The 12,183-nt window shown below is 33.1% G+C and carries 11 protein-coding genes; 2 read left to right on the top strand and 9 right to left on the bottom strand.

What is annotated here, in order from left to right:
• Nucleotide 1: 1 nt before the first annotated feature.
• The 3 genes from nikC to P7F85_RS07070 all read right to left on the bottom strand — a co-directional run bounded on the left by nikC (nt 2) and on the right by P7F85_RS07070 (nt 2,272).
• The gene (gene nikC / locus P7F85_RS07080; protein ID WP_019235899.1) at nt 2–817 is read right to left on the bottom strand and encodes a nickel transporter permease; all 816 of its coding nucleotides are present in this window, start codon (nt 815–817) and stop codon (nt 2–4) included.
• Nucleotides 807–1,805, bottom strand: coding sequence for a nickel ABC transporter permease (nikB, locus tag P7F85_RS07075; protein ID WP_002465819.1), 999 nt, complete (start codon nt 1,803–1,805; stop codon nt 807–809). Before nikB ends, nikC begins: the two co-directional genes overlap by 11 nt.
• A gap of 116 nt (nt 1,806–1,921) precedes the next feature.
• A complete protein-coding gene (locus P7F85_RS07070) occupies nt 1,922–2,272 on the bottom strand; it encodes a membrane protein (protein ID WP_046464378.1) in 351 nt (116 codons plus the stop codon).
• Between the two features lie 198 nt (nt 2,273–2,470).
• On the opposite strand from P7F85_RS07070, the gene pepF reads away from it, so the two are divergent.
• Complete coding sequence (pepF, locus tag P7F85_RS07065; protein ID WP_447158533.1) at nt 2,471–4,282, top strand: oligoendopeptidase F; 1,812 nt, start codon at nt 2,471–2,473, stop codon at nt 4,280–4,282.
• Nucleotides 4,283–4,400: 118 nt separating this feature from the next.
• On the opposite strand, the gene phoU is transcribed toward pepF, so the two are convergent.
• The 6 genes from phoU to cvfB form a co-directional block, all read right to left on the bottom strand.
• Nucleotides 4,401–5,048 carry a phosphate signaling complex protein PhoU gene (phoU, locus tag P7F85_RS07060; protein ID WP_002451347.1) on the bottom strand — a complete coding sequence of 216 codons (648 nt, stop codon included), beginning with the start codon at nt 5,046–5,048 and terminating at the stop codon, nt 4,401–4,403.
• A gap of 3 nt (nt 5,049–5,051) precedes the next feature.
• The gene (gene pstB / locus P7F85_RS07055; RefSeq protein WP_015365014.1) at nt 5,052–5,927 is read right to left on the bottom strand and encodes a phosphate ABC transporter ATP-binding protein PstB; all 876 of its coding nucleotides are present in this window, start codon (nt 5,925–5,927) and stop codon (nt 5,052–5,054) included.
• 84 nt (nt 5,928–6,011) lie between these two features.
• Nucleotides 6,012–6,941 carry a phosphate ABC transporter permease PstA gene (gene pstA / locus P7F85_RS07050; RefSeq protein WP_002466845.1) on the bottom strand — a complete coding sequence of 310 codons (930 nt, stop codon included), beginning with the start codon at nt 6,939–6,941 and terminating at the stop codon, nt 6,012–6,014.
• A 1-nt stretch (nt 6,942) separates the two neighbouring features.
• Nucleotides 6,943–7,869 (bottom strand): phosphate ABC transporter permease subunit PstC, encoded by a 927-nt coding sequence (gene pstC, locus P7F85_RS07045; protein ID WP_002451350.1) that lies wholly within the window; start codon nt 7,867–7,869, stop codon nt 6,943–6,945.
• A gap of 186 nt (nt 7,870–8,055) precedes the next feature.
• Nucleotides 8,056–9,036, bottom strand: coding sequence for a PstS family phosphate ABC transporter substrate-binding protein (locus P7F85_RS07040; protein ID WP_002466849.1), 981 nt, complete (start codon nt 9,034–9,036; stop codon nt 8,056–8,058).
• Nucleotides 9,037–9,376: 340 nt separating this feature from the next.
• On the bottom strand, nt 9,377–10,285 hold the full coding sequence (gene cvfB / locus P7F85_RS07035; RefSeq protein WP_002466837.1) for an RNA-binding virulence regulatory protein CvfB: 909 nt from the start codon (nt 10,283–10,285) through the stop codon (nt 9,377–9,379).
• Between the two features lie 145 nt (nt 10,286–10,430).
• Between cvfB and P7F85_RS07030 the strand changes: the two genes are divergently transcribed.
• A complete protein-coding gene (locus P7F85_RS07030) occupies nt 10,431–12,032 on the top strand; it encodes an ABC-F family ATP-binding cassette domain-containing protein (RefSeq protein ID WP_002466855.1) in 1,602 nt (533 codons plus the stop codon).
• The last annotated feature ends 151 nt before the right edge of the window (nt 12,033–12,183 follow it).

Below are 12,183 nucleotides of genomic sequence, written 5' to 3'. Positions count from 1 at the left end.
TTTAGTCACCTCTTCCTATTAGTAATCGATCACGGAGTGCATCACCTGTTAAGTTAAAGATTAATATCGTCATAGCAATAACAGACGCAGGTGCAATGATCATAATCGGATGAGAGGTTATAAAGTCACGTCCTGCTTGCAACATTGCACCCCATTCTGGTGATGGTGGTTGTGCACCTAAACCTAAAAATGATAAAGAACTAATGTATAATACAATCTTGCCGAAATCCACAATGATTAATACGAGAATGGATGGCAGTACTTTAGGTAATAAATGCTTAAATAAAATCGTTAATGTAGGTACTTTGAAAAGTTGTGCCATACGAATATATGATTGATGCATTTCTGTATTCACAATTCCTCTTGTCACCCGTGCGTAATTCATCCACTTAATTACTGTAATGGCTATAACTAAGTTCCATATACTTGGATGGAAGAAACTTGCAAGTGCAATCATAATGACAAATTCTGGGATACTTAAACCGATATCAATCATACGCATGATGATTGTGTCTATCCAGCCTTTTTTATAACCAGACAGTAGGCCTAGAGGTACGCCAATAATGACTGTAAATATTAAAGTGAGCACAGTGATAAATAACGTAGAACGTGCTCCTACTACGAGACGAGTGAATAAATCTCTACCATAATCATCTGTACCTAATAAATGTTGTGCACTCATTGGTTCAAATGTTTGAGACAAATGTACTTTTGTAGCAGCATCGTCATTCACAAATAGTTGCATGATAACAATGAATAAAATATATATGAAAAATACATAAAATATCCAATTTGAACGATTGATTTTAATTTTCATGGTGTGTCGCCTCCTTATCATTAAATGATTGAGACGATTTAGGCCATGCTTGCTGCGTTAATCCTTGTTTAGGATCTAAGCAAATACTTAATAAATCCGCACATGTATTAATAATAATCACTAATGTACCAATAAATAATACGATGCCTTGTATCACAGGATAATCTCTAGCACGAATACTATCGACTAAAAACGCGCCTAAACCAGGTATTTCAAATAAATTTTCAATAACCACTGTGCCACCTACTAAACTACCAACAGAAAGACCAATGAGTGGTATAGTTGGCAATAATGCTGGCTTGAGTAGATCGTGTAACAAAATATACTCCTCTGACATCCCTCTTAACCTTGAAGCTTGGACAATTGGACTTTGATATAAATCTAGTAGATTAGATCTAATTAATCTAATGAGATAAGCACACATACCAATACTCATAGTTAGTATAGGTAGAATGTATGAAACCCATTGACCATCACTAGCTGGAGGAAGTAAGTTTAATTTTAAATCAAATATATATAATAGTAGTATACCTATGAAAAATGCAGGTAAACTAACAGATAAAGAGGTAAAAATTCTAATTATGCGATCAATTGGACGATGATAATTAATTGCTGCAAGTATACCTAATGGCACTGAAATGATGACTGACATGATTAATGTTCCTACAGTAATGATTAGTGTAGGAGGTGCATATGTTGTAATCTCTTGGCTAACTGGCTCGTTAGTTTGATAACTAACACCTAAATCTAAATGTAATATTTGGATTATCCAATGCCACCATTGCGCCAATAGCGATTCATTTAGTCCTAATTTATTTTCGGTCGCTTTTATTTGAGCGTTTGATACTTGCGCAGTGTCTAAATGTAATATTTTGTCTACTGGATTACCAGGAGATAATTTCATTAGAATAAACGTAATTGTAGATAAGATAAATAATACTACAATCGTTTGTAGACACTTTGAAATGATTATTTTAATTAAATTCATATGTATCTCTCCATTAGTTGTCCTATAATATGATAGTTAAAATTAAATGCATGACCTAAATTGTAAAACCCAACTCTGTTTAATAGTTTCAGAATTGGGCATTTGACCGTTATATGTTAAGGACGACGAAAATGATTCATATCTTTTTCATGTTCAAATTGTTCATATCGACGCATATCTTTTTCGAGTTGTCTTTTCTTTCTTTCACGTCTCCAATTACGTGTGAAGTACCATAATAAGAAACTGATAATTAAGCTCATAATCGCCATAAAAGCAGCATACCCTAATAAAGGTTGAAATGTAATATCTTGGAAATTAGGAATAAAGAATGCTAATACACCTAATACTACAAAAGAAATAACTGCTGCAATAAACCATCTATGTAAGACTAAAGTACAGAAAACAGTTAAAATGATAACTGCTAATATAGAAATCCATAGAAAATTCGGCATATCAAAAATAGTCATAAATGGATTCTCCTTAATTTTAAATAATACTAACATTATTATACTATTTAATTTACTTTAACTAAACCTACTATAGTAGTATTTCTGAACGATTAATTACTGATTAAGTACAGATTTATGATTGATATGTATCAACTGCGTTTCGAATTTAACTCATGTATAATAAAATTATTGATTACAAACAGGGAGTGAATCATATTGACACAAGGTTTACCAAATAGACAAGATATATCTAGCACTGAAACATGGGATTTAAAGGATTTATTCCAAAATGATAAAGATTTTTACCAAACATTAGATGAGATGATAACATCTTCATTATCTTTTCATGAGCGTTACAATGGTCAATTAACTGAAATTGATACGATTGAACGTGCACTTAAAGATTATGAAGCACTTCTAATACAGATTGATCGATTAGGCAATTATGCAGAATTAAGTTTAAGCGTGGACACAACAGATGAAGCTGCACAGACATTAAATGCTAAATTAAATACATCTTATGGCAAAATCGCAAGTCGATTATCATTTGTAGAATCAGAAATATTAAATTTGAATAATGACACGTTACAACAACTGAAATCTCAAACACAATATCCACATTACATTCAACAATTAATTGTACGCAAACCGTATCAATTAGATCCTAAAGTTGAACAAACATTAGCTAGTCTGTCCCCTACTTTAAATCAACCTTATGATTTATATGGTACAACTAAAATGTTAGATATTGCATTTGAATCATTTAAACATAACAATACAGAGTATCCAATGGATTATGCGACATTTGAAAATGAATATGAGGATCATGCTGACCCTGAATTTAGACAGAAAAGTTTTAAAGCGTTTAGTGATGCAATTAGACGTTATCAACATACAACAGCTGCAACTTATAATATGCAAGTACAACAAGAAAAAATTGAAGCGGATTTAAGAGGATATGATTCAGTTATTGATTATTTATTACAAGAACAAGAAGTGACTCGTGATATGTTTGACAGACAAATTGATGTCATCATGAGTGATTTAGCACCTGTCATGCAAAAATATGCTAAATTACTTCAACGTGTACATGGATTGGACAAAATGCGTTTTGAAGATTTAAAGGTTTCAATTGATCCTAGTTATGAACCGGATATCTCTATTGATGAATCTAAATCTTATATTTATGGTGCACTTGATGTACTTGGCGAAGATTATCATTCTATGATTGAGTCAGCATACCAAAATCGTTGGATAGATTTCGCTCAAAATAAAGGGAAAGATACTGGTGCGTTCTGTGCTAGTCCCTATTTCACACATTCTTATGTCTTTATTTCATGGACAGGGAAAATGGCCGAAACATTTGTCCTGGCACATGAATTAGGACATGCAGGGCATTTTACTTTAGCACAACAAAATCAGAATTTCTTAGAATCTGAAGCTTCGATGTATTTTGTGGAAGCACCATCAACAATGAACGAGATGTTAATGGCAAATTATTTATTTAATCATAGCGAAGATCCACGATTTAAACGTTGGGTCATTGGTTCTATACTTTCTCGTACGTATTATCATAATATGGTGACGCATTTGCTAGAAGCGGCTTACCAACGCGAAGTATATCAGAAAGTAGATAATGGAGAATCATTAACAGCACCAGTGTTAAATGATATTATGCTTAATGTTTATCAACAATTCTTTGGTAATGCAGTTGAAATGACAGATGGTACGGAGTTAACTTGGATGAGACAACCACATTATTATATGGGACTCTATTCTTATACTTATTCCGCGGGCTTAACAATTGGAACGGTCATGTCACAAAAAATAAAAAAAGAAGGACAACCAGCTGTTAATGCTTGGTTAAATACGTTAAAATCAGGCGGTAGTTTATCACCAGTTGCTTTAGCAAAACAAGCAGGTGTTGATATAACAACAGAAGCACCATTGAAAGACACAATTCGATATATATCTGAATTGGTCGATGAAGCCATTGCCCTCACTGATGAAATTGAAGCTAATTCATAAGTAAAACAAATCCCCTAAATGTAGCTAAGAGCTATCATTTAGGGGATTTTTATATCTTTTTGGTCTAACAAATACGAATATGAGTCCGTTACATTTAAATTTGGGTTAAATAGGAAATTTAGCGACCGGCTTCGTAATGTTCACCTGTGAGAAAGTAATATACACTTTCCGCAATATTACTAATATGATCTCCAACACGTTCTAGATTCCTAGCAGCTAGGTGTGCTTGCCCTGCTACAAAAGGATCGTTATCAATTAAATAAGTCGTATTGACAATGTTGATATATAAATCATCGATATCTTGATCTCGTTCAATAATTTCTTTAATTAAAGTAATATCTTCATTTTTAACAGCTGTATTTAAATCTTCAAGCATTAACATAGCTAATTTACCCATAGTCTTTAATCTTGTTAAGACATAATGATCCGTAATTTTTACTCTGAGTCGAATATGAGCGATGTTTGCGGCGTTATCACCCATACGTTCAAAGTCAGTAGAAATCTTTAAAGCTGCCATCATCATGCGTAAGTCTGTTGCAATCGGTTGTTGCTTTGTAATAAGCATGATGACTTTTTCATTAATTTCATAGTCTAAACGATTGATTTCTTTATCTTTTTCAATCGTCTCTCTAGCGAAAGTTCTCTTATCATCACTTAACGACACTAATGCATTTTCAATATTAAAATAAACACGAAGACCTAGTCGACGTAAATCTTTAATTAAGTCTTCTAGTTGGCCTTCGTATTTTTGTCTAATCACTGCCATATATCAACCAAATCGTCCTGAAATGTAATCTTCAGTTTGCTTATCAGCTGGATTTGAGAAAATTTTATCAGTGTCGTCATATTCATTTACATAGCCGTTCAAGAAGAAAGCTGTTTTATCAGAAACACGAGCAGCTTGTTGCATATTATGTGTAACCATGATGATAGAATAGTTTTCTTTTAATTCTTGAACAAGTTCTTCGATTTTCAATGTAGAAATAGGGTCTAATGCTGATGTTGGTTCGTCCATTAAAATTACATCAGGTTCAATTGCTAAACATCTAGCGATACATACACGTTGTTGTTGTCCACCAGATAATCCATACGCATTCATATGCAATCTATCTTTTAATTCATCCCAAATAGCTGCGCCACGTAAAGATTTTTCTACAATTTCATCTAAAATCTTTTTATTTTTTATACCGTGTGTTTTTGGTCCATACGTAATATTATCATATATAGATTTAGGGAATGGGTTTGGTTGTTGGAAGACCATACCTACATTCGTTCTTAATTTTTCTTTAGAATATTTTGCATCATAGATATTTTGATCACGATATAAAATCTTACCTGCAGTTTTTACTGAAGGTACAAGTTCAACCATACGATTTAACGCTTTAATGTAAGTTGACTTACCGCAACCTGATGGTCCGATAATAGCAGTTACATTGTTTTCAAGAATATCTAAATTGATATTTTGAAGTGCATGATTATCACCGTACCACAAGTCTAAATTTTGAGTAGAGTAAACGACCTTACGTTCACTATCAGAAATCGGATCGTGTTTATCTTGTGTAGTGACTATTGTAGATACGCCTTGATTTGAGTTGTCTTTCAATTGATCTAATTTTTTGTTTTCTTCGACTTTTGTATTAGCCATAATATAAAACTCCTTCTAATTAACTAAGTTGATTTAATGTCTACTTAATCGTAAATAACGTTTCCCTGTTTTTAAGACGTCAGCTTAAAATTTCTTACTGAATTTGTTACGGAAGAATATAGCTAGTCCATTCATTAATAATAAGATTACTAATAATACGATAATGCCTGCTGATGCGACATTTTGGAATTCTTCTTGAGGCATTTTTGCCCAGTTATATATTTGAATTGGTAATGCTTGGAATTGATCCATAATTCCGCTTGGTAAACGTAATAGAATCGTAGGAATACCAATTAAGATTAATGGTGCTGTTTCACCTAATGCACGAGATAGCGCTAAGATGAATCCTGTTAAAATACCTGGTAAAGCTGCAGGTAAAACGACTTTATAAATCGTTTGCCATTTGTTAGCACCTAAGCCATAAGATGCTTCTCTTACAGATTTAGGTACAGCACGAATCGCTTCTTGTGCCGCCACGATAATTACCGGTAAGATTAATAAAGACATCGTTAATGCGCCGGCAAGGATAGATTTACCAAGTGATAAAGATTCAACGCCCATACCACGAACGAACAATGTAAGTCCTAATAAACCGAATACGACTGAAGGTACACCTGCTAAGTTTGAAATACAAACCTTAACAAAGTTCGTGAATGGATTTTTACGTGCATACTCTTCAAGATAAATCGCTGTGCCCACACCTAATACGATTGAAATTGGAATAATAGTAATCATTAACCATAATGTACCGACTAATGCACCTTTAACCCCTGCCATTGATGGTGTAGAAGATGAAAAGTTAGTGAAGAATGATGGTGTTAAATGTCCAGCACCTTTGATCAATGTATCAATTAATAGTGCTGCTAATACGATTAAACCGATTAATGTACAGGCTAAAAATATACCTTTGAACACTTTATTTTTAGTCATACGAGTTGAAATATTTTTATCGACTTGCTTTTGATCGATTAATGTTTTGTTATTACCATTTGCTGTATTAGTAGTTGTCGCCATTTTAATACTCCTCTCTGAAACGTTTAGAAATCCATTGTGATAGTAAGTTCATAGCTAATGTGAAAATGAATAGCGTGAAACCTACTGCATAGATACTGTAATAAACGTCTGATCCGAAAGTAGCATCGCCCGTAGCAACCTGAACGATATAACCAGTCATTGTTTGAATAGAACCAGTTAAGTTAAGTGAAGCTGTAGGTGTACTACCTGCTGCAAGAGATACAATCATTGTTTCACCGATAGCTCTCGAAACAGCTAATACGATTGAAGCTAAAATACCTGAAGCCGCTGCTGGTAACACAACTTTAATTGCAACTTCTAATTTAGTAGCACCTAATCCTAATGCACCTTCACGAATCTTATTCGGTACGGATGCCATTGCGTCTTCACTCATACTTGTAATAAGTGGAATAATCATAACACCTACGACTAATCCAGGACTGATTGAGTTGAAACTACCTAATTGTGGAAATACTGATCTTAAAATTGGTGTGACAAAAGTTAAGGCAAAGAAACCAAATACGATAGTAGGAATACCTGCTAAAATTTCTAAAATTGGTTTGATAATACGTCTAACTTTGTCAGTAGCATATTCACTTAAGTAAATAGCAGCACCTAAACCGATTGGCACGGCGAATAATGCAGCAATGATTGTGATTTTTAAAGTCCCTATGATTAATGCCCAAATACCATAAGATGGTTTAGCAGAGAATGGGTTCCAATCTGTAGAGAATAAAAATTCTGTAATTGGTACACGTGTGAAGAACGTAATTGTTTCTGTAAGTAAAGTAAATAAAATCCCTAATGTAACTAAAATTGAAATCGCTGCAATGATAGCCAAAATAATAGGTACGATTTTATCGCTTGTACCACCCTTTTTGGCATTGTTCTTAGCAATCATTTCTCTAATATTTGTTTTTGAAGCCATTTAAAAACCTCTCTCTTCTTAAATCTCCCAATTATAAAAAAAGAGTGGGAATATTTCAGGCTATAGATGAGCTAGACTCATGATTTGTAATATGACTTATAACCTGAAAAGAAAATCAGACAAAGTGGTTATTGAATTAACCACTTTGCATTGATTTTCGTTAGTATTCCCAAACTCTATTATTAATTATTTATCTTCTTTTTTATCAGATTTTTTATCAGAGTCTTTGCTGTTTTTCTTAATGTATTTTTTCAAATCTTTAAGTTCTTCTTTATAGTCTTTCTTAGGAAGTGCTACATACCCAGCATCCTCTGCTGATTTACCTTTATCTTCAAGTGTAAATTTCATGAATTCTTGGAATGCTTTATTTTCTTTTAATGATTTCTCTTTAGCGTAGATGAATAATGGTCTACTTAATGCATAAGAGTTATCTTGAATTGTTTTCTTAGTTGGTTCTGTGTCTTTACCTTTATCGTCTTTGATTTTAACTTCTTTTAACTTATCTTTATTTTGTTGATAGAAGTTATAACCGAAGTAACCGATACCTTCTTTATTCTTTTCAACTGATTGAACGATTACGTTTGTATCAGCATTTTTCTCAGCTTTGATATCACCTTTGTCCATTACTTCTTCAGTAAAGAAGTCGAATGTACCATGTGATTGGTCAGGTGAGAAAGCTTTGATTTTCTTATCTGGCCATTTAGAGTTAACATCTTTCCAAGTTTTAGCTTTGCCAGAGTAAATTTCTTTAAGTTGGTCTTTAGATAATGATTTAACAAAGTCGTTATCTTTGTTTACTGTAACTGTTACACCATCTTGTGCAATTTTGTATTCTTTGTATTTAATGCCTTTATCTTCTAATTTTTTCTTTTCTTCATCTTTAATTGGTCTTGAAGCATTTGAGAAATCTGTTTCACCAGAAATGAATTTCTCGAATCCGCCACCAGTTCCTGAAGTACCAGATGATACTGTAGCGTTAGGATAATCTTTAGCGAATTTTTCGTTTAATTTTTCAATGATTGGACCGACTGTTGATGACCCGTCACCTTTTACTTTTCCACTTACATCTTTACCTTCGCCTGAACCGCCGTTGTTACCGCCACCACAAGCGCCTAAAAGTACTGAAGCTCCTAATACAGTCGTACCGACTAATTGCCACTTTTTCATTGAAACATCCTCCTAATATAAATAACCCAAATGTTATATGTATTTCTTACAGTTCTAATACTAAAGGTTTATTGTTAATTAATAATAGAGCTAATGTAAATGTTTTGTTAAGAATGATAATTGAATTGTAAATGTGCTTCGAACATTGATATAGCAAGGTTTTTAAAGTATGGAATTTTGGAGATTAATGTAAATTTTCAGTTGTTAAAATGAATACATATAAGAATTATGGTTTTGGGGACATAAAGTATTACAAAAATAGCGCTTATTGAAATATTTCATTCAATAAGCGCTATGGTGATATGATTCGACTATACTAATAGAAGAAATGCGTTTTGTATTAAGAATTTTGTTGTTCTTCCATACGAGACCAACCTTTTTTCGTTAAGCTAATTTTACCCGTTTCGATATTAATTATCTTTTGTTTATATAGATGACCAATGGCACGTTTAAATGAACCTTTACTCATATTAAATACTTCTTTAATAGCTTCGGGACTTGATTTATCCCAAAAAGGTAATTCGCCATCATATTCCACAAGTAAATCAAATATGACTTGACCATCATCGTCTAACCTTTCATGAGCTAAAGGTAAAAATGAACCATTAAGTTCACCGCGCTCATTATGACCAATGATACGAACGGTTACTAATTCACCTAATCTTGGCTCTGCTTTACGTTCAGATTCATGAACAAAAATTTTATAACCTTCTGTACTTAATAAGAAACTACCCACTCTTAATACACGATATGGTCTAGCTTCTAACATTTCATTTTGTTTACTATCATCGTTAATTGGTGTGTACATGTTATCAACGATACCTTCACTTGCTAATCGTGCGAACATTTGGTTCTGACTATCAATTCTTAATGTAACAAGTAATTGATCTCCTGCTTCTGGCCATAGTGTTTTAACCTTTGGTAGATCTTCCCATGGTATTAATACTTCTCTTGGAAGACCAACATCGACACGTGCACCATCTCGATCGACTTTAAGTACCTTTGCAAAGTCATATTTGTCTTTTGTAATATCAGGCATATTTTGTGTCGCAAATAATTCGCCTGATCGATTTGGATAAATGAAGAAACTGTATTCTTCACCTTTTTGTAATTCATCTTCTTCATTTACTTCGGATTGATTGAGTTTAACTTGTTCTCCATTGGGTCCTTTTAACATGTATGTTGATCCTTGTAAGCCAGTTACTTCAAGAAATTCTATAGAACCTACGATATCTTTTTCTAGTGCCATTATATTCTCCTTCGAGTCTTTTATTCTTTTATAGTATAACATGAGTCTTGTAATCTATCATTACAAGTTATAGGTGGTCGAAACTATCGTTATAATATGATATAATTCTTCCGTTAGAATAACGATATAAAAAAGGAGCAAATGCATGTTACAAGTAACTGATGTAAGTTTACGTTTTGGTGATCGTAAGCTATTTGAAGATGTAAATATTAAATTTACTGAGGGTAATTGCTATGGATTAATTGGTGCAAATGGTGCAGGTAAATCTACTTTCTTAAAAATTTTATCTGGTGAGTTGGATTCACAAACGGGTCATGTGTCATTAGGTAAAGATGAAAGATTAGCGATTTTAAAACAGGATCACTTCGCATATGAAGATGAACGTGTTCTAGATGTCGTGATCAAAGGTCATGAACGTTTATATGAAGTAATGAAAGAAAAAGATGAAATCTACATGAAACCAGACTTTAGTGATGAAGATGGTATTCGTGCTGCTGAACTTGAAGGCGAATTTGCTGAAATGAATGGATGGAATGCTGAAGCAGATGCAGCTAACCTACTTTCAGGATTAGGTATCGATGCATCATTACAAGACAAGAAAATGTCTGAACTTGAAAATAACCAAAAAGTAAAAGTATTGTTAGCACAAAGTTTATTTGGCGATCCAGACGTACTATTACTAGATGAGCCTACCAATGGTTTGGATATTCCAGCTATTAGTTGGTTAGAAGACTTTTTAATTAACTTTGAAAATACAGTTATTGTAGTATCCCATGACCGTCACTTCTTAAATAATGTGTGTACGCATATTGCTGACTTAGACTTCGGTAAAATTAAAGTTTACGTTGGTAACTATGATTTCTGGTATCAATCAAGTCAATTAGCTCAAAAAATGGCTCAAGAACAAAACAAGAAAAAAGAAGAAAAAATTAAAGAATTACAAGATTTCGTTGCTCGTTTCTCAGCGAATGCTTCTAAATCTAAACAGGCAACAAGTCGTAAGAAACAATTAGAAAAAATTGAATTAGATGATATCCAACCTTCATCCAGACGTTATCCATATGTAAAATTCACACCTGAAAGAGAAATTGGTAATGATTTATTAACTGTACAAAACCTTTCTAAAACTATTGATGGCGAAAAAGTATTAGATAACATTTCATTTACAATGAATCCTAATGATAAAGCCATTTTAATTGGTGATAGTGAGATTGCAAAAACAACATTACTTAAAATCTTAGCTGGTGAAATGGAACCAGATGAAGGATCTTATAAATGGGGTGTAACAACTTCATTAAGTTACTTCCCTAAAGATAATTCTGAATTCTTTGATGGTGTGGATATGAATCTTGTGGACTGGTTACGTCAATATGCGCCAGAAGATGAGCAAACTGAAACATTCTTACGCGGCTTCTTAGGACGTATGTTGTTTAGTGGCGAAGAAGTTAAGAAAAAAGCAAGCGTGTTATCAGGTGGCGAAAAAGTTCGCTGTATGTTAAGTAAAATGATGCTATCAAGTGCTAACGTGTTACTACTAGATGAGCCAACCAACCACTTAGACTTAGAAAGTATCACCGCAGTCAATGATGGTTTGAAATCATTTAAAGGTTCATTGATCTTTACATCATATGACTTTGAATTTATCAATACAATTGCTAACCGTGTGATTGATTTAAATCAATCTGGTGCTGTTTCTAAAGAAATTCCATATGAAGAATACTTAAAAGAAACAGGAGTATTAAAATAGATGACTTCGATTGAGCGTATGAATACATTTTGATGATGTATTTATACGCTTTTTATATACAGATATAATGAACGTTCCCCTACTACATTAGTTATTTATATTAATGACTACACTCGTCTTACCATCCGAGTGCACGAGAGATACTAACCAT

This window comes from Staphylococcus sp. aM (assembly GCF_052975125.1).
The sequence above is the reverse complement of the archived record's forward strand: the minus strand, read 5'-3'. Positions and strand labels throughout refer to the sequence as shown.